Genomic DNA, 25,305 nt, shown 5'->3' on the forward strand with positions numbered 1-25,305 from the left:
CGGGGCGCGCGGCCGGAAAGGGCGGCATGGGGGATCGAACGGGCAGGCCGCGTGCGTCGGCGCGGGCGGCGTCGGCCGTCCAGCGACCCGGCGTCGCGCGGCGGTTGCACCGGGGCGGGGGCGCGGGGTGGATGGGCTGGCTGCTGGCGGTGCTGATCGTGCCGGTGGCACTGAGCGGTACGCTGCTGGCGGTGTGGCCAGCCGTGGAGCGGGTGGCCTATCCGACGCGCTTCGCCGCGGCGGGGGCGATCGACCCGGATGCCTGTGTGGTGGCGCTGCATGCCGGCGCCCCGCCGGATCGGCGGATCGTCGCGATGGAGCGCGGTGCGGGCGTGCTGCGCTTCACGACACGCGGCGCGGACGGGGCGGATCGCCTCTTTGCCTGCACCGCGCGCGGGGCGGGTGTGTCGGTGGCCGACGCGACGCACGGTGCCGAGGCGTGGGTGCGGCGGGTGCATGCCGCGCTGGCGGTGCCGTGGGTCGGGCGCGGGCTGGTCGCGGCGGCCGGGCTGGCATTGATCGGGCTGGCCCTGTCGGGGCTGGCGCTGTGGGGCGTGGCGGTCTTTCGCGGCAGCAACGATTGGGCATGGCATCGCTGGCTCGGGCTGGCGGCGGCGCTGCCGGTGCTGGCGATGGCGGTGAGCGGCATGCCGCTGCTGTGGCGCGGGGTCGCGGCGGACGGCGGCGCGGCGCCGCTGGCGCACCCGGCACAGCCGTTGCGCATCGTCGAGGCCCATGCGCTGGCGCTGACCGGCGGTACGGTGGCGCGGGTGGCATGGCCGACCCGCCGCTCGCCCGACTGGCTGGTGACGATCGCGGCGGGGACCGCACGGCAGGTGAAGGTGGCCGACGATACCGGCGGCGCGCTGGCGGCGGTGGCGCGCTCGGACGGGGGCGGCACCGGTGAAGGCGTCGCGGCGTCGCTGCACGGCGTGCGCGGCACCGGATGGTGGCGCCGGATGCTGCTGGCGCTGACCGGGCTGGCGGTGGTGGTGCTGGTGGCGACGGGGTCGGGCAGGCGGACGATCCACACGCGAGAACCGTCTGGTTGAAGCGGCGTTCTCTGCCGCAGGTATCGGAACGTTTCGGGTTTTCCGGGCTGAACGGTTTCCAGCAGGGATTTCCGGGGGCGTTTTGAGTTTTACCGGTGCGATCGGCCTGATCGGACTTTTCCGTTCCTGTTTCCGGTGAATCCTGTAGGATCGAATGGGTTCTGACTTTTCCGGGCGTGATTTGATTGTTTTTGCGTTCCGCCGGGTCGTTTGGAGGGAATATTGGGGGCCGATCTACCCGGACGTCCATTGGGCGCGCAGCTTCTCGGCTATTCCGCACTGATCGATGCCTATCAACTGGAGTGCCCGCCGCCCCGGCGGCTGACCGCGATCGCAGCGGTCGGCCAGAAGACGACCATCATGCGCGAAGGCGTCGAATGGGTGCTGCTGCCGCGTAGCGCGCGGCTGCGCGTTCCCGATGCGCCGATCGAGCATCTGGGTGTGGCACTGAAGCATGAGGGCGTCGACCTGCGGGTCATCGATCGCTTGTTCAGGCGGGATGTTCGCGCGGAACTGGGCGCGTATATAGATGCCAATCGGGCAGGACTCTACACGCGTCGCGCCTGGTTTCTCTACGAATGGATGACCGGAAACCGATTGCCCATCGAAGAGCCCTATGGTGCGCAATATGTGCCGCTGCTCGATCCCAATATGTACATCGGACGGCGCCCGACACGGTCGAGCCGACACAAGGTGGATAATAATCTGACAGGTGAACGCGGCTTTTGCCCGCTGATCCGCCGGACCGAACGGCTGGCGATCGGCAGGGTCGAGCAACTGGTGGCGGAGGCCAAGGCGATCGTCGCAGGCGCGGATCCGGCCGTCCTGCGCCGGGCCGTCGGGTTCATGCTGCTCAACGAAAGCAAGGGCTCCTTCGGCATCGAAGGCGAAACGCCGCCGCGGAACCGGTTGGAGCGATGGGGCCGCCTGATCGCGGAGGCCGGGGGTATAGACCTGAATCTCGATAAGCTGAACGGCCTGCATCGCTCGCTTTTCGATCCGAAGCAGCGGTTCGTGACCTATGGCCTGCGCACGGAACATGGATTCGTCGGTCGGCACGACGATTTCACCCAACCGATACCCGATCACATATCGGCCAGACCGGACGATGTGCCGTCGCTGTTGGACGGGCTGTTCCAGGCCTATGCCTTGTTGAAGAGCAGGCGATACGATCCGGTACTGACCGCGGCGATCATCGGGTTCGGATTCGTCTTCATCCATCCATTTACAGATGGAAATGGCCGGTTGCACCGTTTCCTGATCCAGAAGGCGCTGGTCGACATGAAGTTCAATCCCGACGGGGTCGTTCTTCCCGTTTCGGCGGCGATCCTGCAGGATCTGCTGGGATATCGCGCCGCGCTGGAAGATTATTCGGTACCCACGTTGCAGGGCATCGAATGGGAGCCGGATCAGGACGGCAATGTCAGGGTGACCAACGATACCGCTTATCTCTACCGATATTTCGATGCGACACGCCAGGCGGAGTATCTGCTGGATCGCATCGAACAGACCGTGCGGTTTTCCCTGCCTGCCGAACTGGCGTATCTGCACCGCTTCGACGAGGCCAAGCGGCTGATCGCCCAAGTCGCCGATATGCCGGATCGACTGGTCTCGTTGTTCATACAGTTCTGCAACCAGAATGAAGGCAGGCTGTTGCGGCAGAAACGGGATATTTTCTTTGCAGAACTGACCGATGCCGAGGTGTCGGCCCTGGAAGCGGCGGTGGAGGCGAGCGGGATAGGTGGACTGGCGCATTGAGGGCGTGATCGATCACGTCTTGCCACCGGCATAAATGACGGTATGACGCACCATCCCCGACGGGGGCGCTTAGCTCAGCTGGTAGAGCGGCTCGTTTACACCGAGTAGGTCGGCGGTTCGAACCCGTCAGCGCCCACCATCCCGTCCTATTTCGCGGGCAGCTTTATCTCGAACAACTGGGGCCAGTTCTTGCCGGTGACGTAGATGCGCCTGGCCTGACGGTCATAGGCGATGCCGTTCGCCACCGCGTCCGGATCGGTCGTGCCCGCCTTTGCGACCAGTTCGGCCAGGTCGAGCGCGCCCTTTACCTTGCCGGTGGTGGGGTCGATGCGGACGATGAAGCGGGTCATCCAGACATTGGCCCAGATTTCCCCGTCGATATATTCCAGCTCGTTCAGGTTCTTGAGCGGGCGGCCATTGGCGGTGACATTGAGCGTGCGGGCGACGCGCATGGTGGCGGGATCGAGGAAGCGCAACGCAGGGGTGCCGTCCGACAGGATGATGTGGCGGCCGTCATCGGTCATCGCCCAGCCTTCGCCGGTATAGCGCCACTCGCCCGCGGCCTTTAGGTCGGGCAGCGACCAGCGAAAGCCGCGGCCGCCATGCCAGGTGACGCTGAACAACTGGCGTTTCCACGCGACGATGCCTTCGCCGAACAGGCCGGCGGGCACTTTCGCCTCGCGCAGGGTGCGGCCGGTGGCGAGATCGACCTGGCGGATGACGCTCTGTCCCTCGCGGCCGGTGCTTTCATACAGGCGACCGCCGTCGAACAGCAGCCCTTCGGTAAAGGCGCCGGTGTCGTGCGGGTAGCTTCGCACGAGTTCGGGCCGGACAACAGGGAGTTGCGCGGGCTGGGCGGGGCGGGGCTGGGGGGCGGCCTGAAGAAGCGCCGCGATGACGGGGAGGAGGGCGAGCAGGGGGATCATAGCGTGCGGACCAGGCGGCAGACGCGGGCGATCCAGACGGGGTGGGGGAGGATGCGGGGGCCGCCGATGCGGTCGGGGGCAGGACGGCGAGCGTGTCGGGGCCGGTGCCGAGAAGGCGGGCGAAGAGAAAGCGGCCGGCGGGCTGGGGCAGGAGGATGTCGCGGTTCAGCGCCTCGGCGAAGCGGTCCGGCCCCAGCGGTTCGCACCACAACTCGTCGCCGGCGCGATAGTCGCCGATGCTGGCGGAAACGGTGACCGCGACCATGCCGTCCGCGGGGCAGGGCGGCGAGACGGCGAGCGGGCGGCGGGGGGCGACCGCGCCGCGCGGGCCCAGCAGGGCGGCGACGGGCAGCGTTTCGCGCACCGGCAGCGATACCAGATCGGCGGCGGTGACGCCGAGCGCGGCGGCGATGCGGTTCAGCCAGTCGACCGAGACGGTGCGGGTGCCCATCTCCAGCCGGCCGATCGTCTGCGCAGTGGTCGGTGGCAGGCAGGCGCGCGCGACCTCGTCCAGCGTCAGACCCTTCGCGCGGCGAACCTCGCGGATTGCGGTAATCATGCCCTCTCCCCGGAACCTTGGGGGCCAAGCTGTCCTACAGAGGCGACGTTCTGGCAAGTCCCGCGACCGGACGCACGCTCTGGCGCCGCGGGCGGGCGTGGCGTAACGGCGGCGGACTGCCGCTGGCCCGAGGATCATGCCCCATGCGTTTCGCGATCACCAAATGCCACGGATCGGGCAATGATTTCCCGATGATCGACGCGCGCGACATCATGCTGTCCGACGGTGAATGGGCGGGCGTGGCGCGGGCGCTGGCGGATCGGGCGGGGCCGGTGGGGGGCGACGGGCTGCTGCTGCTGGTGGCGGGGGATGCGCACGCGGCGTTCGGCATGGTGATGCGCAATTCGGACGGCAGTGAGGCAGAGACATGCCTGAACGGGGTGCGCTGCGTCGCGCGGGCGGGGTTCGAGGCGCTGGGGATCGCGGCGGCGACGGTGCGGCTGAAGACGTCGCATGCGGAGGCCGAGCGGGTGAGCGCGCTGGCGCCGGGGGTGTATACGGTGCGCGAACGGGCGGGGCCGGCGGGGCTGGACGTGGCGGCGTGGCCGATGGCGGTCGGGATGGAGCGGGTGGTAGACGCGGCCCTGCCGATGCTGCCGAGCCCGCGGGCGTTCACCGCGGTGAGCATGCCCAATCCGCATCTGGTGACGTTCGTGGAGGCGGTGGACGAGGCGGAGCTGGTCGCAGTGGGACGCGCGTGCGAGGCGGCGCCAGACTGGCTGCCCAACCGGGCGAACGTCTCGTTCGTGGAGGTGCGGGGCGACGCGCTGTTCGTGCGCACGTTCGAGCGCGGCGTCGGCCTGACCGACAGTTGCGGCAGCGCGATGGCGGCGTCGACCTATGCGGCGTGCCTGACGGGGCGGATCGGCTGGGACCGGGAAACGGTGGTGTTCAACAAGGGCGGGCTGGTGCGCGCCGAGGCGGCTGCGGACGGCATGGTGACGCTCTCGGGCAATGCGACCTATGAATGGGCGGGATCGGTGGAGGTCGATCTGGCAAGCGAGCGCGCCTTCGACCTGGTGATTACGCAACGCTTTGACAAAGAATGCGATGCCTGGGAGGCGGCGAAGGTCCGAGCCTACTGAAGCGCCCACGCGCTTCCTATATCGGGGGCGTGTCGATACGCCTTGCCATTCGCGACCAGGTGCGCGGTCTTGTGGGTTCGGGTTCGGTGGACCTGTCGCGGCCGCCGGGCGATCCGGGGCTGTTCGGGCCGGGATCGGCGACCTGGACGGTGCATGGCGACTTCACCGCGATGATGGTGGGGGGCATCTGCTCGCTGCTGGTGCAGATGCTGCACCCCGCGGCGCTGGCGGGCGTGTGGGACCATTCCGACTTTCGCGGCAATATGGGCGGGCGGCTGAAGCGCACCGCGCAGTTCATCTCGGTCACCACCTTCGGATCGACCGCGGCGGCCGAGAGCGCGATCGCGCGGGTGCGGCGGGTGCACGAGCATGTCGCGGGCACGCTGCCCGACGGGACGGCGTACCGGGCGAGCGATCCCCGGCTGCTGACATTCGTGCATGTCGCGGAGGTCGATTCGTTTCTGCGCGGATATCTGACCTATCGCGATCCGGCCTTTCCGGCGGCGCGGCAGGACCAGTATCTGTGCGAGATGGCCATGCTGGCGCGCGCGCTGGGCGCCGAGGACGTGCCGGAGGACCGGGCGGGCGTCGCCGCGTTCCTGGCGGCGATCCGGCCCGAGTTGCGCGTCGATGCGCGGACGCGGACGGTGGCGAAGTTCCTGCTCAACCAGCCCTCTCCCCATCCGTCGCTGGCACCGATGAACGCGATGATGATGGGGGCGGGCGTCGACCTGCTGCCGCCCTGGGCCGCGCGGTTGCACGGGCGGATGCCGGTGGGGCCCGGTCGGCCGATGGTGCGCGCGGGCACGATGGGGATGGGCGCGGTGCTGCGCTGGGCGTTGAAGGCCTGATACCGGCGATTTCGTTGCTATCCCGAAGGTGGTGCCGCGTCGCGCGGGCGGCGGTGCGATGATGGGGCATGAGCGCCAGTCTTCAGCAGGATGACGACCGGGTCATCTATGCACTGATTCGATCGATGTACGATGCGGACGGGGCGGTCCCGTCGCGCCGCGAATGGGAAAGACTGCGCCGCGCCGTCCAGCGGCGGCGTATCCACTGGGGCGTGCGGATCGCGATCTGCGCCGGGGCGCTGGCGGTGACGGTGATTTCCACCGGGCGGCCTTCGCCGGCACCGGTGGCGCGCGCGCCGGTGGCGGTGGTGGCCCCGCCGGTGGTGCCCGTGCCGATCCCGGAAGTGGTGTCGCCTGCGCCGGTGGCGGAGGCACCGGTGCGGGTCGCGCGGGCCGATCCGGCGGCGGTGCGGCGGTGGCGGGCGCGGGTAAAGGCGTGGCGGGCGCGTGCCCGCGCGCGGCGTGCGCTGGCCGCGCAGGCCGCGGCGCCGGCAATCGAGGCGGTGGCACCGGTGGCGGTAGCCGCCGCAGTGCCGGCGGTAGTGGACAACAGGCGGCCGATGACGGTCGCGGCGGTGCGATCGACCCTGCCCGTGCAGGAGAGCGACCGGCCATCAGGGGAGGATAGCAGCCATGACGCGAACCGCGCGGCAACCGGGCCGGAGGGCCGTGAAAAGGAAGCGCTGGATGCGATCCGCACGCTCAGGCTGCGCTGAAATGCGGATCGGCGTGCTGCTGGTTGCCGCGTCGCTGTACGCAGCGCCGGCGGCGGCGCAGGAGGTTCTGCCCTATCCCGCGGTGCCCGAGACGGACGATGGCGGGGGGATGGAGCCGCAGGTGCGGCCGATGCCGGAGACCCTGCGCCCGGCGGCGGGGACCGAGATCACGCTGGGCGCGGCGACCTGGGACGGGCGGTTCGGGGGAAGGACGGGCAACACCATCTCCGCCGTGCTGCTCAATGTCCGCCAGCGGCTGGGGCCGCTGCGCATCGATGCCACGCTGCCCTGGATGCGCATCCGCAGCCAGTCGACGATCTTTACCGGGATCAACGGGACGCCACTGGTGGTGGGACCGTCGATCCCGATGACGCGGCCGCGGCGGCAGGGCCTGGGCGACCTGACGCTGGGCGCATCCTGGCTGGCGGCGGCGCAGGACGCGGCGGGGCTGGACATCGACCTGTCGGCAAGGGTGAAGCTGCCCACGGCCGCGGATTCGACCCAGTTGTCGACGGGCAAGACCGACTATGCCTTTGGCGTGGAGGTGGCGCGAACGATGGGCGCGGTGACGCCGGTCGCACGGATCAACTACCGCGTGTTCGGCGACCCCACCGGCTGGACGATCCGCGACGGCATCGCGACCTCGGTCGGTGCGTCGGTGGCACTGCCGGGGCAGGGCATCTTCCTGCTGTCCTATGACTATGCCGAGCGGACCAGCCGGTTCATCCGGCCGGCGCACGAGATCGTCGGCGGCGCCTCCGCACCGATCGGCAACCGGTTCCGGTTGACCGCCTATGCCAGTGGCGGCCTGTCGTCGGGGGCGGCGGCGTTTTCGACGGGGGTTTCGCTGACGCTGGTGCTGTCGAACGCCCGGCAGTGAAGGGTGCTCAGGCCGACGTCAGCGGCTCGGTGGGCGCAGCGAGGATGGTGGTCAGCGTCGCCTCCGCCCATAGGGTCAGGCGCACCGGATCGTCGTTGCCGGCGGGGGGATGGACGAGCCCGGCATCGGCCAGCGCCCGCAGCCAGCGCAGCGTGACGGCGGGCGTGTAATCCAGCCGGTCGGCAATCCGGGCAAGGGTGAGCGGCCGGTGGCCCTGATGAAAGAGCAGCAGCAGGATCTCCGCCGGGGCGCCGGAGAAATAGGGCGCACCGAGCGCCATCCGCCCCGCCAGCAACATGCCGATCGCGCGCCCGGCAATCGCCCGGCTGTCCGCGAACACGGGTGGTGACGGCGCGACGCGGTGGGCGGTGCCGATCAACTGGCGCCCGCCAAGCCCGTCCGGCGCCATCGCGACATGCACCTGGACGCGAACATAGCTGTTGTCGGGCCGGCGATAGCGCTTGGTGATGCGAAACGCCTCGTTGCGGTCGTAGAGCCGGTCCAGCAGCGTGCGGTTGCCGGTGCGGTCGTCGGGATGCGTCAGGTCGAGCATCGACCGGCCGATCAGCGCCGCGCGCGGCCAGCCCATCAGCGCGACATAATGGTCGTCGACATTCGTGAACCGTTCGAACCGGTCGAGAACGCTGGATGCGACGACCTCCCCCTGGTTGTGCATGTGCCCCTGTTCTGCCCGTTGGCGATGATCCGCTGCCTAGCCGCCCGACCGGGCGGGGAAATATCATAGGTAAGTTTCGCTGGCTCTGTTTTTCACCGTTGCGGTTCGTTTGTTGGATACTTCCCCATGGATGCTGAGTACATAAGGGGAACATCGAGGCGGGGCGATGAGGGGGGCGGGAGATGGACGAGCTGATCGCGCGGAGGGACGGCACGCTTTTGCGACGCGCGGCGCCCAAGGGGGGCAGGACGGGCTGGACGAAGGCGAAGCGCAAACGCTTCCTGGATGTGCTGTCGGCGACGTGCAACCAGACCAGCGCGTTGAAGGCGGCGGGGGTGGCCAAGTCGACGCTGTACGCGCTGAAGCGGCGCGACGGGGAGTTTGCGCGCCTGTGCGGTGAAGCACTCGCCTTTGGCTATGACCAGTTGGAACAGGAGCTGGTGGCGCGCGCGCTGGGCCAGATGACGAGCGACCACAATCCGGAAGAGATCGGCGAGGGTGAGGGGAGCGCGCTGCCGGAGTTCGACCCGGTGCTGGCGATGCAGGTGCTGAAGCTGCGCGACGGGCGGGGCGGTGCCGGTGTCGGTGCCGGTGCCGGGCGCAAAGGGGCGGCGCCGCCGTCGCAGCATGAGCATGACGTGATGCTGCTCAAGCGGATCGATGCGATCGCCCGGCGCGTGGAACGGGCGCAGGCAGGCGGGCGTGCATGAGCCGGGGGCAGGACTGGGTGCGGGCGGTGGCGGCGCTGCCCGTGGGCGAGCGGTGGCGCGAGATCCTGACGCTGCCGCCCGAGCATCGTGCCGCGGTGCTGCGCGACTTCGCGGTGTGGGCGGAGCCGGGGCAGTTGCCGCCGCATGACGACTGGGCGGTGTGGCTGATGCGCGCCGGGCGCGGTTTCGGCAAGACGCGGGCGGGTGCGGAATGGGTGGTGCAGGTGGCGCGGGGCGACCCGGAGGCGCGGATCGCGCTGGTCGGCGGCACCATGGCGGATGTGGAGCGGGTGATGATCGGCGGCGAAAGCGGCCTGCTGGCCTGTGCGCGCAGTGCCGATGGCGCGGTGTGGAAGCGCAGCGAACAGGCGGTGCACTTTGCCAGCGGGGCGGTCGCCTATGGCTATTCGGCGGAAGCGCCCGAGGGGCTGCGCGGGCCGCAGCATCATGCGGCGTGGTGCGACGAACTGGGCAAGTGGCGCAACGGCGACGTGGCGTGGGACAATCTGGTGATGGGCATGCGGCTGGGCGAGCGGCCGCGGCTGGTGGTGACGACGACGCCGCGCCCGACCGTGCTGATGCGCCGGGTGATGGCCTTGCCGCAACTGGTCGAGACGCACGGTACGACGCGGGACAATCCGTATCTGCCCGACAGTTACCGGGCGATGATGGAGGCGTCCTACGCCGGCACGCGGCTGGGCCGGCAGGAACTGGACGGCGAGATGGTCGAGGAGGTGGAGGGCGCGCTGTGGAGCCGTGCGCTGCTCGACCGGCAGCGGGTGCAGGGGATGCCCGAGCTGGTGCGCGTGGTGGTCGGCGTCGATCCGCCGGCCGGGATCGGCGGCGATGCGTGCGGGATCGTCGCGGTCGGGCTGGGGCGGGACGGGCACGGCTATGTGCTGGCGGATGCGAGCGTTGTCGGTGCCTCGCCCGATGGCTGGGCACGGGCGGTGGCGGCGTGCGCGGAGCGGGTGGGCGCGGACCGGGTGGTGGCGGAGGCGAACCAGGGCGGCGCGATGGTGGAAAGCGTGCTGCGCGCCTGCGAGGCGACGCTGCCGGTGAAGCTGGTCCATGCCCGCCACGGCAAGGCGGCGCGGGCGGAGCCGGTGGCGGCGCTGTTCGAGGCGGGGCGGGCCTTTCACGTCGGCGCGCTGGATGCGCTGGAGGATGAACTCTGCGGGCTGCTGGCGGCGGGGGGCTATGCCGGGCCGGGACGCTCGCCGGACCGGGCGGACGCAATGGTGTGGGCGATGACCGAGGTGATGCTGCGCGGGCGTGGGGGCATGCCCGGGGTGCGGGTGGTTTGAGCGTAACGCCCTCTCCCCTGCGGGGAGAGGGAGGGGCCCGTCGCGAAGCGATGGGAGGGTGAGGGGGTGCCAAGCAGGGGTGGCGTTTGGGGCGGCCCCTCACCCTCCCCACGGCTTGCGCCGCGGGTCCCCTCCAGCATCAGGTCGCCCATGCCCCCGGCATGGGCTGAACAGCGCGGGGCGCTGTTCACCTGATGCTCCCTGGAGGGGAGAGGGCATGCTGTAACAGGAGATTCAGATGCGGATGTTTGGACGTCGGCCCGCGCGGGGGGCGGCGCGGCCTTTGCTGGGGCAGGGGTGGGCGCGGTCGGGGGTGCCGATCACGGGGGGCGGGGCGCTACCTTACGAGACGCAGGTGCGCGAGGGCTATGCCCGCAACGCGGTGGCGCAGCGGGCGGTGAAGCTGGTTGCGGGCGGGGTGGCGGATGTGCCGCTGGTCGCGGGCGATCCGGCGCTGCTGGCCCTGGTCGCGGCGCGCAGTGCGGGACAGTCGCTGCTGGAGACGGTGGCGGCGCAGATGCTGCTGCACGGCAATGCCTATGTGCAGATCCTGCGCGACGGCGAGGGCAATGCGGCGGAACTCTATGCGCTCCGGCCCGAGCGGGTGAGCGTGGAGGCGGATGCGGGCGGATGGCCGGCGGCGTACACCTACCGCGTGGGCGCGCGCAGCCACCGGCTGGGGGCGGACCCGGTGCGGCCGCATGTCATCCACCTGAAGGCGTTCCATCCGCTGGACGATCATTACGGGCTGGGCTGTCTGGGCGCGGCGGCGGGCGCGATCGGCATCCACAATGCGGCCGCCGCCTGGAACCGGGCGCTGCTGGACAATGCGGCGCGGCCGTCGGGCGCGCTGGTCTATGATCCGGGTGACGGATCGGTGCTGAGCGCGGAGCAGTTCGAGCGGTTGCGCGCCGAGATGGACGGCTTTGCGGGGGCGGGCAATGCCGGGCGGCCGATGCTGCTGGAGGGCGGGCTGAAATGGCAGGCGATGAGCCTGTCGCCCGCCGACATGGATTTCGTCGGCTGCAAGGCGGCGGCGGCGCGGGAGATCGCGCTGGCCTTTGGCGTGCCGCCGATGCTGCTCGGGCTGCCGGGCGACAATGCCTATGCCAATTACCGGGAGGCCAATCGCGCGCTGTTCCGCCTGGCGGTGCTGCCGCTGGCGACGGCGATCCTGTCCGGCCTGTCGCAAGGGTTGGCGGGATGGTTCGCGGATGCCGCGCTGGCGGTCGACCTGAACCGCGTGACCGCGCTGGCCGAGGAGCGGCAGGCGCTGTGGGCGAGCGTGTCGGCGGCCGATTTCCTGAGCGCGGAGGAGAAGCGGCATCTGGTGGGGCTGGCATGACGCTGGCGTTCGCGGGCTATGCGGCGGTGTGGGACCGGGTGGACCGCGCGGGCGACGTGATGCGGCGCGGCGCCTTTGCCGGGGCGGGGCCGGTGCCCTTGCTGTGGCAGCACCGGGGCGATGCGGTCGGGCGGATCGACGGGTTGCGCGAGGATGCGACCGGGCTGTGGACCTGGGGGCGGATCGACGATCCGGCGCTGGCGCCGCTGGTGCGCAGCGGGACGGTGGCGGGACTGTCGGTGGGATACCGGCCCGGGCAGGTGATGCAGGGCGCGCGGCGCGCGATCCTGGCGGCGACCCTGGTCGAGGTGAGCGTAGTCGCGGTGCCGATGCAGCCGCTGGCGCGGATTTACGAAGTTTCTTGTGGGGGAGTGGAATGATGGACGTGATCGAACGGCCGGTGCTGGACGGGGCGAGCGCCAAGCGGGACGGCGCCTTTGCCGGCTTCGTGCGGACGGGGGCGACGGTGGAGCTGAAGGCGTTCACCGGCACGACCGGCGATGCGGGCGGCTATGCCGTGCCGCGCGAGATCGATGCGACGATCGATGCGGTGCTGAAAAGCGCCTCGCCGATCCGGGGCATCGCCAATGTGGTGAAGGTGGGGTCGGCCGGGTATCGCAAGCTGGTGACGACGGGCGGCACGCCGTCCGGCTGGGCGGGCGAGACGCAGGCGCGGCCGGAGACGGGCACGCCCGTCTTTGCCGAGATCGCGCCGCCGATGGGCGAGCTGTTCGCCAATCCGTCGGCCAGCCAGGCGATGCTGGACGATGCCGCCTTCGACGTGGAGCAATGGCTGGCGGGCGAGATCGCTGCGGAGTTCGCGCGCGCCGAGGGGGCGGCGTTCGTGGACGGCGACGGGGTGAACCGGCCGCGCGGCTTCCTGCGCGCGCCGATCGCGGCCACGGGCGATGCGGCGCGGCCGTTCGGGACGCTGCAATATCTGGCAAGCGGCACGGCGGGCAATTTCGGCGCGGACGCGGGCGAGCGCCTGATCGATCTGGTGCAGATGCTGCGCGCGCCGTACCGGCAGGGGGCGTGCTTCGTGATGAACGCGGCGACGGTGGCGCGCATCCGCAAGCTGAAGACGCTGGACGGACGCTTCCTGTGGGCGCCCGGGCTGGTCGCGGGCCAGCCGGCGACGCTGCTAGGCTATCCGGTGGTGGAGGCCGAGGACATGCCCGACATCGCCGCCGATGCCCCGGCGATCGCGTTCGGCAATTTCCGGGCGGGCTATCTGGTGGCGGAACGATCGGAAACCGCGATCCTGCGCGATCCGTACACGAACAAGCCGTTCGTGACCTTTTACGCGACCAAGCGGGTCGGCGGATGCGTGAGCGATTCTCAGGCGATCAAGCTGATGCGCTTTTCGGCGAACTGAGCCGGGAAAAGGCGGGGCAGCCGACAAGGGGCTGCCCCGTAGTTCAGGGAGGAAGCCGAACCACACAGGGGGGAGGTGGAACGGCTGGGCCGATGTCCGAGGGGGTCGGGCAGCGGCCGACTCACCCTTTGGCGGTAAACTGTGACGTCCATGTGTCGCTGTGTTGCCGCCATGTTTCCGGAAGGATGCAAAATAATGATCCAGGGACTGGCGGCGTTGCCGGCGGCGGCGGTGGCCGCGGCGGCCGGCGCGGTGGCGGAGCGCGTCCACCGCGCCGGCGTGGAGCCGGCGATCGCGGCGGCGGCGGTGACGGCTGCGGAGGATTTCTGCGGCCGCGTGCTGATCGCGCGCGATGCGGTGCAGGTGGTGGAGGCGGGCGGCGGCTGGCAGGCGCTGGTCCATGGACCGGTGCGCGGCATTGCGGGCACGCATCCCGTCGACATCGATGCCGGCGGCACCGGCTGGGTGCGCGTGGGGGCGCGCACCACCGTGCGGTACCAGGCGGGGCTGGCGGAGGACTGGGCCGCGCTGCCGCCCGGAATCGTGCAGGGGATCGCGCTGTTCGGCGCGGTGCTGGCGACGGACGGCGCCGATGCGCCGTTGCCCACAGGGGTGACGGCCCTGTGGCGGCCGTGGCGGCGGGTGCGGATCGGCCGGGCATGAGCGCGCGGGAGGCGGTGGGGCGCGGCGTGCTGGCGGCCTTGCAGGGGATGGCGGGATGCCCGGTATTCGATGCGGCACCGGCACGCGCGGGGGTACCCTTTGGGGTGGTGGGCGAGCCGGTGCTGCTGCCCTGGCCGGCGAGCGGCGTGGAGGGGTGGGAAGCGCGCGTGACGCTGGTGCTGAGCGACGAGGGCGAGTGGCCGGTGCGGCTGCGCACGCTGGCGGCGGCGGCGGAGGGGGTGGCGCTGCCGAGCGTGATCGAGGGGTGGCGGGTGGCCGGCTGGCGGCTGGTGCGCAGCCGCATGGTGCGGGGCAGCGGCGGGCGCTGGACGGCGACGCTGGAATGGGTGGCGCGGGTGTTCCGCGCCGAACGCTAGAGGGAGAGGGACATGGGGATCGAGAAGGGCAGCGCGTTCCTGTTGAAGGTGGGCGACGGGGCGATGCCGCCGGCCTTTGCGACGGTGGCGGGACTGCGCACGACGCAGCTGAGCGTCAATGGCGAGGCGGTGGTGGTCACCAGCAAGGATTCGGGCGGCTGGCGCGAACTGCTGTCGGGCGCGGGCGTACGGCATGTCAGTGTGGCGGGCGCGGGCGTGTTCACCGGATCGGCAGCGGAGGCGCGGCTGCGCGGCCATGCCCTGGCCGGCACGATCGACACCTATCGGCTGAGTTTCGAGGGGGGCGAGACGATGACCGGACGGTTCCTGGTGACGCGGCTGGACTATGCCGGGGATTTCAACGGCGAGCGGTCCTACACGGTGGCGCTGGAAAGCTCCGGCGCGGTGGTGTCGGCATGAGGGGCGCGAATCCGATACGGGGCGAGGCCGCTTTGCGGGTCGGCGGGGCCGAACTGGTGTTGCGGCCATCCTTCCAGGCGCTGGTCGCAGCGGAGGGCGAGTTGGGGTCGCTGTTCGCGCTGGTCGAGAAGGCGGCGGAGGGCGGGCTGTCGCTGGGCGAGATCGCCGGACTGTTCTGGCACTGTCTGCGCGAGGTGCCCGAGGGGGTGACGCGCGAGCGGCTGGGCGAGGCGCTGGTCGAGCTGGGGCTGGCGGCGGTGGCGCCGATCCTGAAGCGGCTGCTGACGCAAATCCTGGGCGGGCGGTGAGTTTCGCCGAGCGGGCGGGGCGGCTGGCAGGAATGGCGGGGGCGGTGCTGGGCTGGCCGCCCGACCGCTTCTGGGCGGCGACGCCGGCGGAACTGGCGGCGGTGGTGCGCGCGGTGACCGGCGAGGCGGAGGCGCCGGTCGATGCCGCGACGCTGGGGCGGATGCGGGAGGCATGTCCGGATGGATGAATTCGACGAGATGACGGCGCGGGTGCGGCTGGACCGGCACGCCTTTGCCGAGGAGGTCGCGGTGATGCGGCGCGAACTGGCGGACGGGCTGGGTGATGGCGCGGAGCGGGGTGCGCGCGTGGTGGAGGCGGCGCTGCTGCGCGCGGTACGGACGGGGAAGTTCGGGTTCGAGGACCTGAAGGCGACCGCGCTGTCGGTGCTGGATGCGATCGCGGCGGCGGCGGTGAAGGCGGGCGTCGAGGCGATCGGGGCCGGTGCGGGGGGCGGCGGGTTGCTGGCCGGGTTGGGGGCGCTGGTACGCGGCCTGCCGGGGCGGGCGACCGGTGGGCCGGTGACGGCAGGACGCGGCTATCTGGTGGGCGAGCGCGGGCCGGAACTGTTCGTGCCGACGGGGCAGGGGCGGGTGGAGCCTTTGGCCGCGGGCGGGGTGCGCGAGGTAAGGGTGGCGATCAGCGTGCAGGCGGGGGCGGGGGAAGCGCCGGTGGCGCTGGCGCGGTCCGGGCGGCAGGTGGCGCGGGCGGTTCGGGCGGCTTTGGGGGAGAATTAGGGGTGTTGCGTTTGGGGCGGCCCCTCACCCTCCCATCGCTGGCGCGATGGGCCCCTCCAGCATCGGGTGAACAGCGCCCCGCGCTGTTCAGTCCATGCCGGGGGCATGGACGACCCGATGCTCCCCGAGGGGGAGAGGGGTTTGGTGGTGCCCTCTCCCCTCCGGGGAGAGGGTTGGGTGAGGGGTCGCCAAGCAGAGCTGCGCTTTCGTTAGGGGAAACACATCATGGGCTGGAATCTGTGCAGCGCCCGCGTGGAACAGCGGGGGGACGTGATCTCGCGGTTCGATCCGCGGTTCTGGACGGTGAATTTCCCGCGGCCGATGATGGCGTCGGTGGTGACGGCCGCACCTGATGCGCTGCGGGTGGATGCGGTGTTCTACAAGGCGGACGATCTGGCCGGGTTGATCTGGGAAGCGGAGGACCGTTTCGATCATCCGTTGCTGGCCTACGCAACCGAGCGGGATTTTCGCGGGTGCCGGTTGTCGTTCCGGTGGCGGTCGGGGGGCGTGCGGGCGCTGGATGCGGTGAACGGTCCGGTACTGACCATCGAGGGGCGCGATGCGGCAGGCCGGATGCGGGCTTGGTATGTGCGGCTGTGGAACTATGCGGTGGGGACGCGCGAGGACGCGGTCGTATCGATCGACTTCGCCCGCGTCGATGGCGGGTTCCTGTTGCCGGGCGAGGCGGACCCGGTGTGGGCGGGCGATGTCGACCGGATGTTCGTGTCGCTGGTCGCGCCGGGCTATACGGGGGCGGATGCGCCGCTGGCCGCGCCGGCCGAGGGATGGGTGGAGCTGACCGGCATCGCCTGTGACGGACCGGGGGCGGTGATCGCGATCGGCGATGCGGTGCTGCCCGAACATGATTGTCGCATCGCCAGCGGCTATGACGACAGCTACAATCTGACGCCGGCACGGTTGCTGCGCAATGCGCTGCACCTGGGGTATCGCGGGGCGATCACCCATTATGTCGGCATGAGCCATTATTTCCGGCTGGAGGCGCTGGGCGGGGGATTTTACGCCAGTCTGGCGGGTGGCGTGCTGAACGCGCCCTGCGTTGCATGGCACCGGGCGTTCGCCGCTGAGGCGCGGGCGCTGGGATACGGCATCATCTGGTCGCTGTCCTACGAACTGTTCGATGCGCATTGCTGGAACGACTGGAAACAGCGCGCGAGCGACGGCAGCCCGGCGCTGACCGGATGGGTGCCGCCATCGACGCTGCTGAGCCCGGCGCATGACGGGGCGATGGGGTATCTGCGGGCGGTGGCGGCGGCGTTTCTGGCGATCGGCACGGCCGCCGGGCTGGCCCCGCGGTTCCAGGTGGGGGAGCCGTGGTGGTGGGTGCAGCCCGATGGCGCGCGGCCGTGCCTCTATGACGCGGCCGCCATGGCGGCGTTCGCGCCGGTGGCGATGGACAGCATCCGGGGCGCCAAGACCGAGGCGCAGAAGGCGACGCTGGACCGGGCGGGGGCGTGCCTTGCCGCCTCCACCGCAGCGCTGTGCGCGGTGGCACGAGGCGCGGCGCCAGGGTGCGAGACGCTGCTCCTCACCTATCTGCCCACCGTGCTGGATGCCGCCGCGCCGGAGGCCAAGCGCGCGAACATGCCGGTGGGGTGGGCGAGCCCGGCATTCGATGTGCTGCAACTGGAGGATTATGACTGGGTGACGGAGGGGGACAGCGCCTCCACCCGTGCCGGGATCGCGCTGGCGGAGGCGCGGCTGGGCTATCCGGCAGAGCGGCAGCATTACCTGTCGGGCTTCGTGCTGCGGCCCGACCAGCGCGCGCAATGGGGATTGATCGATGCCGCGGCGCAGGCCGCGCGGGCGCGCGGCGTGGCGGACGTGGTGCTGTGGGCGCTGCCGCAGGTGATGCGCGACGGCTTCGTACACTGGAAAGGGGAGGACGGGGTGGAAGCGTTCGACGACGTGATGTTCCCGCTGGCGCTGGGGCGCGATGCGGAGGTGTCGCCCGGCTTCTCGACATCGGTCGTGACCAGTGCGGGCGGGCACGAGACGCGCAATGCCGCCTGGGCGGAGGCGCGGACGCAGTATGATATCGGGCCGGGGGTGCGATCGGAAGCGGACATCGTCGCGTTGCTGGCGTTTTTTCGCGCAAGGCTGGGCCCGGCGCGCGGGTTCCGCTTGCGCGATCCCTTCGACCATGACGCGGTGGGAGTGACGATCGGTACCGGCGACGGGCGGGCCCGGCGCTTCGCGCTGGTCAAGGCTTACGGCGGGCAGCAGCGGCGAATCACCCGGCCGGTGGCGGGCACGGTGTCGGTCAGCGTCGACGGCCGGGCGGTGGCGGGGTTCGCGCTGGAGCCGGGCGGCTGGGTGGTGCTGGACACCGCGCCGGTGGCGGGCGTGCGGGTGCGCGCCAGCTTCACCTTCGACGTGCCCGTGCGCTTTGCCGAGGACAGGCTGAGCGTGACGCGGGCGACCTTTCTGGCGGGGGCGGCGGCGGCGGTGCCGCTGGTCGAGGTGCGTGAGGCATGAGCGGCGACCGGGTGGTGACGCGCGTGCTGTGCTGGCGGCTGGAGCGGCGCGACGGGGTGACGATCGGGCTGACCGCGCATGACCGCGACCTGGTGCTGGACGACCTGATCTACCGCGCCGCGCCGGGACTGGTGCCCTCCGCGATCGTGCGGGGTGATACGCTGGAGCCGGAGAGCATGGAGGCGAGGGGCGCGCTGACCAGCGATGCGATCACCGAGCGCGACCTGCTCGCCGGGCGATGGGAGGGCGCGCGGGTGGTGGCGTTCGCGGCGGACTGGACCGGCGAGCGCGCGCCGGTGCCGCTGGGCGAGGGGCGGATCGGCGCGGTGTCGCTGGAAGATTGCGGGTTCGGTGCGGAACTGCGCGCGGCGAGTGTGGTGCTGGAGCGGGCGGTGGTCGAGGAAACCTCGCCCGAATGCCGGGCGGAGCTGGGCGATGCGCGGTGCCGGGTGGCGATGGCGGGGCGGCGGCGCTTCGCAACGGTGACGGCGGCGGAGGGCGCGCGGGTGACGGTGGATGCGGTCGAGCCGGTGGCGGACGGCTGGGGCGGCGGGCGGCTGCGCTGGTTCGGCGGAAACAATGCCGGGCTGGAGGCGGCGGTGGCGCGGTCCGCGGTCGATACGCTGTGGCTGCGTGGCGCCCCGGCGTTTGCGGTGGTGCCCGGTGCGCTGGTGGAGCTGGTGGAGGGGTGTGACAAGTCGCTCGCCACCTGTGCCGGACGGTTCGGCAATGCCGTGAACTTTCGCGGTGAGCCGTTCCTGCCGGGAATCGACCTGCTGACCCGGTATCCCGGCGCATGAGCGGGGTGGCGGCGACGGCGCGGGCGCTGGTGGGCGCGCGGTTCCGGCTGCACGGGCGCGATCCGGCGGATGGGCTGGACTGTGTGGGCGTGGTGGCGTGCGCGACCGGGCTGGCGGTGCCGACGGGCTACGCATTGCGCGGCGGCGTCGCGGCGCGGGCGACCCGCTGGCTGGATGCGCATCTGGTGCGCAGCGACGATGGCGGGCCGGGCGAGGTGCTGCTGCTGCGCGCCGGGCCCGGGCAGTTGCATCTGGCGGTACGGGTGCCGGGCGGCATCGTCCACGGCGATGCGGGGCTGCGGCGGGTGGTGGAGCGGCCGGGGCCGGTGCCGTGGCCGATACTGGGTGGATGGCGCGTTCGGGGGGACGGGAATGGCGACGTTGGTGCTGGGGGCGGTGGGATCGGCGATCGGGGGACCGATCGGCGGCGCGCTGGGGGCGATGCTGGGCAATGCGGTGGACCGCGCGGTGCTGGGCCCGGCACGGCGGCAGGGGCCGCGGCTAACCGAGTTGCAGGTGCAGACATCGTCCTATGGCACGCAACTACCCCGGCTGTTCGGAACGATGCGGGTCGGCGGCACGGTGATCTGGTCGACCGACCTGATCGAGACGCGCGGGGGTAGCCGGGGCGGCAAGGGGCGGCCGGCGACCGATACGTACAGCTATGCCGCGAGCTTTGCGGTGGCGTTGTCGGCGCGGCCGATCCGCCGTGTCCGGCGGATCTGGGCGGATGGACGGCTGCTGAGGGGCGCGGGGGGTGACTTCAAGACGGCGACGGGATTCCGGCTGTACCTGGGCGGCGAGGATCAACCGGTCGATCCGGCGATTGCCGCGGCCGAAGGGGCCGCCGCGCCGGCGCATCGCGGGCTGGCCTATGCGGTGTTCGAGGACATGGCGCTGGGCGACTATGGCAACCGCATCCCGCAACTGACCTTTGAGGTGGAGGCGGATGACGGGCCGGTTTCGGTCGGTGTGATCGTACGCGCGCTGGCGCCCGAGGTGACGGGGGCCGCCGCGCTGCCGCTGGGCGGGTTCGCAGGCAGCGGGGGCAGCGTGCGCGCGGTGCTGGAGGTGCTGACCCAGGCGGGTGGCGGCTGGTGGGCGGGGCTCGACCTGCGCGACGGTGCGGGGGCGCCGGTTACGGTGACGGATGCGGGTGTGCGCGCCGGGAACCGGGCGGCGGGCGGGCGGCGGCTGGCGGCGGACGACAGCGTACCGGTGCGCGCGGTGGTGGCGCATCACGATCCAGCGCGCGACTATCAATTGGGCGTGCAGCATGCGCGGCGGCCGGGCAGCGGCGTGTGCGAGGTGCGGCTGGACCTGCCCGCGGCAATCCCGGCGGGGGAGGCCAAGACGCTGGCAAACGCACTGCTGGCGCGGGCGGAGGGCGCGCGGATGCGGCGCACGGTGACGCTGGACGCGGACCATATGGGCATCGGTGCGGGCGACACGGTGCGGATCGCGGGCGAGGACGGCGTGTGGCGCGTCACCGAAGCGGCGGTGGAGGCGATGGTGGTGCGGCTGGAACTGGTGCCGCTGGTCCCGGCCGGCGTGGCGCTGTCCGCCGCATCCGGCCGGCATGTCGGCGCCGCGGACCGGGTCGCGGGGGCGACGCGGCTGGCGGTGTTCGAGACGCCGGCGCTGGACGATGCGGTGCTGGCCGCGCCGCGGCTGACGGCGGCGGCGGCGGGGGGCGCGGGATGGCAGTCCGCCAGCCTGCACTACAGCCTGGACGAAGGGGCAAGCTGGATGGCGGCGGGGATGACCGCAGCGCCCGCGGTGATGGGGACGATCGTGGCGCTTTCGCCCGGGGGATCGGCGGCGCTGGTCGATGACCGGGCGGCCCTTGTCGTCCATGTCGAGGGGCGGTTGCACGATGCCGATGATGCGGCGCTGGACGGGGGCGCGAACCTGGCGCTGCTGGGGGACGAACTGATCCAGTTCGCGCGAGGCGCTGCGGCCGGTGGCGGGCGCTGGCGGCTGGAGGGGCTGCGTCGTGGCCTGCGGGGTACGGAGGCGGCGATCGGCCGGCAGCGGCCCGGCGACCGCTTCATCCTGCTGGAGGCGGGCGCGGCGCGGACGATCGACCTGCCCGTCGCGGCGCTCGGTCGCCGGGTGGACGTGATGGCGCACGGGGTGGGTGACGGCATCGAAGGGGTGACCGCCAGCGTGCTGATCACGGGCGCCTCCGTCCGGCCGCCAATGCCGGTCGGCGCGCGTCAGCACAGGCTGGCGGACGGACGGGTGGCGATCGCCTGGACACGCCGCAGCCGGGCGGGTTGGCGCTGGCTGGACGGTGTCGACGTGCCGCTGGGCGAAGAGCGCGAAGCCTATCGGGTGAGCGTGAACGGAACGGATGTGGACACGGCGGAACCGCGGCTGCACGTCGACGCACCGCCGGGCACGGTGGTGACGATACGCCAGCGCGGCACGCTGGCGGAATCGCCGCCGCTGGTGCTGACGATCACGTGATGGGAACGGAGAAAAGGGGAGGAACGGGGCATGACGGAGGTGAGTGCGCGGATGCGGTTGCCGTTGCTGGCGGCGGGGCAGGCGCAAAAGGAGGTCACGCACAACGAGGCGCTGGCGCTGATCGACCTGACGGTACAGCCGGCGGTGGTGGGGGTGGGGCAAGATGCGCCGCCGGCCGCACCCGTACCGGGGGAGGCATGGGTGGTCGGGCGGACGCCGGAAGGTGCTTGGGCCGGGCATGCCGACGCGCTGGCGGGGTGGACCGGGGGCGGGTGGCGCTTCGTGGTTCCCTGGGCCGGGTTCGCGGTATGGAACCGGGCGGATCGCAGCCCGGCGCGGTTCGATGGCGAGGTCTGGCGGCGAGCGGGGCCGGTGCCGGTGATCGGTGCCCCGGGGGGCGGCGATGCGATCGATGCCGAGGCGCGCGTGGCGATCGGTTCCATGCTGGCGCTGATGCGGACGCATGGCTGGATCAGCGGCTGAACCGCGGCCGCTTACGTAGAGGTAATCCGGCGGAGTGATCGTTTCGTCGCCAGTCCAGAACGGTCCGCCTGCCGACGAAAGTTGTGCCTTTCGAGCAACACCTTGCGGTTTTTGTCAGCTTGCACGGAAACCAACCCTCCGATAGTGAGTTTGCGCTGTCCGTAGTGACAACCAAGAAAGGGGACTATGATGCGGAAGATTGCCATTGTTCTGGCACTCGCCTCCACCGCTCTGGCTTCGCCCGCCCTCGCCCGCGACAAGTCGTGGTACGTAGGCGTCGAAGGCGGTGCGATGATCGTCGAAGATATCGATTATGATATCACCGGCTCGCGCACCGGCGTGGCTAGCGTCGACCATGATTACGGCTACGACGTCGATGCCGTGATGGGTTATGATTTCGGCGGTTTCCGCCTCGAAACCGAGGTCGGCTATCGCAAGGCAACCGTGGACGGCTTCTCGTCGACCACGCTGACCAACACTGGCATCGGTGCGGGCACCGTTGCAGCGGGCAACTATGACGTTGCCGGCGGTTCCAGCTCGGCGCTCAGCTTCATGCTGAACGGCCTGCTCGACTTCGGTGAAGACGACTCGATCCAGGGCTTTGTCGGCGGCGGCGTCGGCGTTGCACGCGTCAAGGCGAACTATGCGCTGAACCAGCGTGCAGACTTCCTGGACGACTCCGACACGGTCTTCGCATGGCAGGCTCTCGCGGGTATCCGCGCGCCGCTGAGCGAGAACCTGGACGCGACGCTGAAGTATCGCTTCTTCAACGCCGAAAACGTCCGTCTGGTCGACATCGCGAACAACACGCATGACGGTCGTTTCCGGTCGCACTCGATCCTGGGTGGCCTGACCTACAACTTCGGTGAGCCGACGCCTCCGCCGCCGCCACCGCCGCCGCCGCCGCCCCCGCCGCCTCCTCCGCCTCCGCCGCCGCCGCCGGCTCCGGAAGTGGTGTGCTCGCCGGGTCCGTTCATCGTGTTCTTCGAGTGGGACAAGTCGGACATCACCCCGGAGGCCGCGTCGATCCTCGACAACGCCGTCACGCAGTACCAGTCGTGCGGCAACGCACAGGTCATGCTGGCCGGTTACACCGACACCTCGGGCGCCGCGCAGTACAATGTGGGCCTCTCGCAGCGTCGTGCAGACGCGGTGAAGGCGTACATGACCTCGCGTTCGATCCCGGATGGTGTGATCTCGACGGAAGCGTTCGGCGAAACCCGCCTGCGCGTCCAGACCGCCGACGGCGTGCGCGAAGTGCAGAACCGTCGCGTGGAAGTCACCTACGGGCCTGGCTCGGGCCAGTAAGCCCAACCAGCCTTTGGCTGACACGCGAGAGGGAGGTCGACGCAAGTCGGCCTCCCTTTTGTTTTGCGGGCTTCAGGGAGCGGCATGTCTATGGCCGGAAAGGGCGTCGTGAGCGCGCTTCGGCTGTCCGGTCCGCTTGGACAGCATGACATCTCCCTCGGCCCGTTCCTGTCGAAGCGAGATGTCGGGTCCAGCGTATCGGGAGCGTGTGTCGATATCGGCGCATGCGGCAACATCTCCGATACACCGTGTTGGTGCATAGTGTTGTCGCATCCTGACGTTGATCCGCGGCCGACGGGGTTTGGATCACCCTATGTACGGGACTTCGACCATCGCGGATGGAGCCTTTCATGTTCGATCCATCCCCTGACCTTTGCCGACGCGCGCTGCTGGCGGGCATGATCGCGGCACCGGTGGTTGGCGCGCGCCAGGCCATGGCAGCGCCGCACAATCTTGCGGACCTTGCCGCTGATCTGGAGCGGCGGATCGGCGGCCGTCTGGGCGTGGCCCATTTCGTGCCACGGACGGGGATGTTGCGCGGCCATCGGCTGGAGCAGCGCTTCCCCATGTGCAGCACGTTCAAGCTACTCGCCGTCGCGGCGATCCTGGCACGGGTCGACGGACGCCGCGACCATCTGGATGCGCGCGTGGCGGTGCGCGAGGCGGATCGGGTCGCGCATGCGCCGGTCACCGGGCCGCATATCGGGGGCACGATGACCCTGGCCGATCTCTGTGCGGCGGCGATGCGGGAGAGCGACAATGTCGCTGCGAACCTGTTGCTGCGGCGACTGGGCGGGCCCGCGGGGATCACCGCCTATGCGCAGAGCCTAGGCGACGGGGCGACACGGCTCGACCGGTGGGAACCCGATCTGAACAGTGCGCTGCCCGGCGATCCGCGCGATACGACCACCCCCGCAGCGATGGCACGGCTGGCGGGTCGGATCCTGGAGGGCGACAGTTTGCGTCCCCGATCCCGTGCGTTGCTGCGGCGATGGATGACGCAGACGCGCACCGGCCTCACCCGCATCCGCGCGGGCCTTCCCGACAGCTTTAGCGTCGGCGACAAGACGGGCAGCGGCGCCAACGGCACGGCCAACGACGTCGCCTGGTTCCACCCGCCCGGCCGCGACCCGGCGATACTCGCCATCTTCCTGACGGACACGCAGGCAAGTGCCGCGGCGCGCGATGCGGTGTTCGCCACCATCGCGCGGCACGTCGCCGCGCGGCGCTGAGGCCTTATGCCAGCGCGGGAGCGAGCCACGCCGGTATCAGCGCGTCGCCCAATGCCTCCACCCGGCAATGTTCCACCATCAGGCCGAGTTCGGGATAGGTGGCGCGTGTGCGGTCGCCTGCCTCGCCGAGCGGCGCGACGACCAGGCGGCGGTTGACCTTGGACCGGTGATGCATCCGCGCGGTATTCTCCTGCCCGACATAGCAGCCCTTGGTGAAGCTGACGCCGTTCAACTCGCGGGCATTGCATTCCAGCCACAGGGTTTCGCCCGCGCCGAGTTCGCCCACCCCTTCGGTGACGCCGAGGCGGAGGCGATGCGCGTCCCAGCCTTGCGCCGCCATGCCCGCGGGGGCGAGCCAGCGATGGCCGAGCGCGGCGAGCCGTGGATCGGGCACACCGCGGTCGCCCTGCACGCTCCAGTGCACCGCCAGATCGGTGCGTTCGATCGTGATCGCGCGGCGCAGGCGATATAGTGCGAAGCGGCGCGACAGCGCCTCCGCCTGATCCGCCTCCGCATCGATCAGCACCGCGTCGTCGTCCGCCCAGAGCAGGAAATCGAACAGGACCTTGCCCTGGGGGCTGAGCAGCGCGGTCCATTGCGGAGTCTGCGGGGTGAGCAGCGCGACGTCCTGCGTCACCAGCCCCTGCAGGAAGCCGCGAACATCGTCGCCGGACAGGCGCAGCACGGCGCGGGTTTCAAGGGTCGTTCCCGGGGTGGTCTCGTTCATGCCCTCAAGGTAGGAGGGCGCACGCAACCGTGAAAGGCCCG

26 protein-coding genes, 1 tRNA gene and 2 pseudogenes are annotated in these 25,305 nt (G+C 70.9%); 25 read left to right on the forward strand and 4 right to left on the reverse strand.

Going from position 1 to position 25,305, the window contains the following annotated elements:
- The first annotated feature begins 26 nt into the window (after window positions 1-26).
- From NPJ82_RS01625 to NPJ82_RS01635, 3 genes are all read left to right on the forward strand, one after another.
- On the forward strand, window positions 27-1,052 hold the full coding sequence (locus NPJ82_RS01625; RefSeq protein WP_342658128.1) for a PepSY-associated TM helix domain-containing protein: 1,026 nt from the start codon (window positions 27-29) through the stop codon (window positions 1,050-1,052).
- 222 nt (window positions 1,053-1,274) lie between these two features.
- The gene (locus NPJ82_RS01630) at window positions 1,275-2,810 is read left to right on the forward strand and encodes a Fic family protein (protein ID WP_342658129.1); all 1,536 of its coding nucleotides are present in this window, start codon (window positions 1,275-1,277) and stop codon (window positions 2,808-2,810) included.
- Between the two features lie 63 nt (window positions 2,811-2,873).
- Window positions 2,874-2,949, forward strand: a tRNA-Val gene (locus tag NPJ82_RS01635).
- A 7-nt stretch (window positions 2,950-2,956) separates the two neighbouring features.
- On the opposite strand, the gene NPJ82_RS01640 is transcribed toward NPJ82_RS01635, so the two are convergent.
- Together NPJ82_RS01640 and NPJ82_RS01645 are read right to left on the reverse strand one after the other, a co-directional pair.
- On the reverse strand, window positions 2,957-3,736 hold the full coding sequence (locus NPJ82_RS01640) for a glutaminyl-peptide cyclotransferase (RefSeq protein ID WP_342658130.1): 780 nt from the start codon (window positions 3,734-3,736) through the stop codon (window positions 2,957-2,959).
- Window positions 3,733-4,295: pseudogene (locus NPJ82_RS01645) on the reverse strand (helix-turn-helix transcriptional regulator). Before NPJ82_RS01645 ends, NPJ82_RS01640 begins: the two are co-directional and overlap by 4 nt.
- Window positions 4,296-4,438: 143 nt before the next feature.
- Between NPJ82_RS01645 and dapF the strand changes: the two are divergent.
- The 4 genes from dapF (at window position 4,439) to NPJ82_RS01665 (ending at window position 7,827) form a co-directional block, all read left to right on the forward strand.
- Complete coding sequence (gene dapF, locus NPJ82_RS01650; RefSeq protein ID WP_342658131.1) at window positions 4,439-5,380, forward strand: diaminopimelate epimerase; 942 nt, start codon at window positions 4,439-4,441, stop codon at window positions 5,378-5,380.
- A 29-nt stretch (window positions 5,381-5,409) separates the two neighbouring features.
- A complete protein-coding gene (locus NPJ82_RS01655; protein ID WP_240313650.1) occupies window positions 5,410-6,231 on the forward strand; it encodes an oxygenase MpaB family protein in 822 nt (273 codons plus the stop codon).
- 68 nt (window positions 6,232-6,299) lie between these two features.
- Window positions 6,300-6,947: a hypothetical protein gene (locus NPJ82_RS01660; protein ID WP_342658132.1), complete on the forward strand. Its 648-nt coding sequence runs from the start codon at window positions 6,300-6,302 to the stop codon at window positions 6,945-6,947.
- Window position 6,948: 1 nt separating this feature from the next.
- Window positions 6,949-7,827, forward strand: coding sequence for a hypothetical protein (locus tag NPJ82_RS01665; RefSeq protein ID WP_342658133.1), 879 nt, complete (start codon window positions 6,949-6,951; stop codon window positions 7,825-7,827).
- Between the two features lie 7 nt (window positions 7,828-7,834).
- Here the strand turns inward: NPJ82_RS01665 and NPJ82_RS01670 are convergent, their stop codons facing one another.
- Window positions 7,835-8,503 (reverse strand): PAS domain-containing protein, encoded by a 669-nt coding sequence (locus NPJ82_RS01670; RefSeq protein WP_342658134.1) that lies wholly within the window; start codon window positions 8,501-8,503, stop codon window positions 7,835-7,837.
- A 182-nt stretch (window positions 8,504-8,685) separates the two neighbouring features.
- Here NPJ82_RS01670 and NPJ82_RS01675 point away from each other — a divergent pair, with 182 nt between their 5' ends.
- From NPJ82_RS01675 to bla, 18 genes and pseudogenes are all read left to right on the forward strand, one after another.
- The gene (locus tag NPJ82_RS01675) at window positions 8,686-9,213 is read left to right on the forward strand and encodes a hypothetical protein (protein WP_342658135.1); all 528 of its coding nucleotides are present in this window, start codon (window positions 8,686-8,688) and stop codon (window positions 9,211-9,213) included.
- Entirely contained in the window at window positions 9,210-10,520 is a 1,311-nt protein-coding gene (locus tag NPJ82_RS01680) for a terminase family protein (RefSeq protein WP_342658136.1), read from the forward strand. The genes NPJ82_RS01675 and NPJ82_RS01680 overlap by 4 nt, the downstream gene beginning before the upstream one ends.
- Window positions 10,521-10,758: 238 nt before the next feature.
- Entirely contained in the window at window positions 10,759-11,865 is a 1,107-nt protein-coding gene (locus NPJ82_RS01685) for a phage portal protein (RefSeq protein ID WP_342658137.1), read from the forward strand.
- Window positions 11,862-12,245, forward strand: a complete 384-nt coding sequence (locus NPJ82_RS01690; RefSeq protein WP_342658138.1) for an HK97 family phage prohead protease — start codon at window positions 11,862-11,864, stop codon at window positions 12,243-12,245. The genes NPJ82_RS01685 and NPJ82_RS01690 overlap by 4 nt, the downstream gene beginning before the upstream one ends.
- On the forward strand, window positions 12,245-13,243 hold the full coding sequence (locus NPJ82_RS01695) for a phage major capsid protein (protein ID WP_342659056.1): 999 nt from the start codon (window positions 12,245-12,247) through the stop codon (window positions 13,241-13,243). Before NPJ82_RS01690 ends, NPJ82_RS01695 begins: the two co-directional genes overlap by 1 nt.
- Window positions 13,244-13,438: 195 nt before the next feature.
- Window positions 13,439-13,906 carry a hypothetical protein gene (locus NPJ82_RS01700; protein ID WP_342658139.1) on the forward strand — a complete coding sequence of 156 codons (468 nt, stop codon included), beginning with the start codon at window positions 13,439-13,441 and terminating at the stop codon, window positions 13,904-13,906.
- Window positions 13,903-14,283: a DUF3168 domain-containing protein gene (locus NPJ82_RS01705; RefSeq protein WP_342658140.1), complete on the forward strand. Its 381-nt coding sequence runs from the start codon at window positions 13,903-13,905 to the stop codon at window positions 14,281-14,283. The genes NPJ82_RS01700 and NPJ82_RS01705 overlap by 4 nt, the downstream gene beginning before the upstream one ends.
- Before the next feature lie 12 nt (window positions 14,284-14,295).
- Complete coding sequence (locus NPJ82_RS01710; RefSeq protein WP_342658141.1) at window positions 14,296-14,703, forward strand: phage major tail protein, TP901-1 family; 408 nt, start codon at window positions 14,296-14,298, stop codon at window positions 14,701-14,703.
- Window positions 14,700-15,011 (forward strand): gene transfer agent family protein, encoded by a 312-nt coding sequence (locus NPJ82_RS01715; protein ID WP_342658142.1) that lies wholly within the window; start codon window positions 14,700-14,702, stop codon window positions 15,009-15,011. The genes NPJ82_RS01710 and NPJ82_RS01715 overlap by 4 nt, the downstream gene beginning before the upstream one ends.
- A 32-nt stretch (window positions 15,012-15,043) precedes the next feature.
- The gene (locus tag NPJ82_RS01720; RefSeq protein ID WP_149682840.1) at window positions 15,044-15,199 is read left to right on the forward strand and encodes a phage tail assembly chaperone; all 156 of its coding nucleotides are present in this window, start codon (window positions 15,044-15,046) and stop codon (window positions 15,197-15,199) included.
- Window positions 15,192-15,746, forward strand: a complete 555-nt coding sequence (locus NPJ82_RS01725; RefSeq protein ID WP_342658143.1) for a tail tape measure protein — start codon at window positions 15,192-15,194, stop codon at window positions 15,744-15,746. Before NPJ82_RS01720 ends, NPJ82_RS01725 begins: the two co-directional genes overlap by 8 nt.
- Window positions 15,747-15,971: 225 nt before the next feature.
- A complete protein-coding gene (locus NPJ82_RS01730) occupies window positions 15,972-18,242 on the forward strand; it encodes a DUF2460 domain-containing protein (protein WP_342658144.1) in 2,271 nt (756 codons plus the stop codon).
- Window positions 18,239-19,042, forward strand: a complete 804-nt coding sequence (locus tag NPJ82_RS01735; protein ID WP_342658145.1) for a DUF2163 domain-containing protein — start codon at window positions 18,239-18,241, stop codon at window positions 19,040-19,042. Before NPJ82_RS01730 ends, NPJ82_RS01735 begins: the two co-directional genes overlap by 4 nt.
- Window positions 19,039-19,401: pseudogene (locus tag NPJ82_RS01740) on the forward strand (peptidoglycan endopeptidase); the annotation flags it as partial. The gene NPJ82_RS01735 and the pseudogene NPJ82_RS01740, both read left to right, overlap by 4 nt.
- 13 nt (window positions 19,402-19,414) lie before the next feature.
- Complete coding sequence (locus NPJ82_RS01745) at window positions 19,415-21,514, forward strand: phage tail protein (protein WP_342658146.1); 2,100 nt, start codon at window positions 19,415-19,417, stop codon at window positions 21,512-21,514.
- 30 nt (window positions 21,515-21,544) lie between these two features.
- The gene (locus tag NPJ82_RS01750; RefSeq protein ID WP_342658147.1) at window positions 21,545-21,997 is read left to right on the forward strand and encodes a DUF2793 domain-containing protein; all 453 of its coding nucleotides are present in this window, start codon (window positions 21,545-21,547) and stop codon (window positions 21,995-21,997) included.
- A gap of 189 nt (window positions 21,998-22,186) precedes the next feature.
- Window positions 22,187-23,305 (forward strand): OmpA family protein, encoded by a 1,119-nt coding sequence (locus NPJ82_RS01755; protein WP_112384063.1) that lies wholly within the window; start codon window positions 22,187-22,189, stop codon window positions 23,303-23,305.
- Window positions 23,306-23,655: 350 nt separating this feature from the next.
- Entirely contained in the window at window positions 23,656-24,537 is an 882-nt protein-coding gene (gene bla, locus NPJ82_RS01760; protein ID WP_342658148.1) for a class A beta-lactamase, read from the forward strand.
- 4 nt (window positions 24,538-24,541) lie between these two features.
- On the opposite strand, the gene NPJ82_RS01765 is transcribed toward bla, so the two are convergent.
- Complete coding sequence (locus NPJ82_RS01765) at window positions 24,542-25,264, reverse strand: folate-binding protein (RefSeq protein ID WP_342658149.1); 723 nt, start codon at window positions 25,262-25,264, stop codon at window positions 24,542-24,544.
- Between the last annotated feature and the right edge of the window lie 41 nt (window positions 25,265-25,305).

Origin of the sequence: Sphingomonas sp. NY01 (assembly GCF_038809135.1) — a bacterium.
Taxonomy (GTDB): domain Bacteria; phylum Pseudomonadota; class Alphaproteobacteria; order Sphingomonadales; family Sphingomonadaceae; genus Sphingomonas; species Sphingomonas carotinifaciens.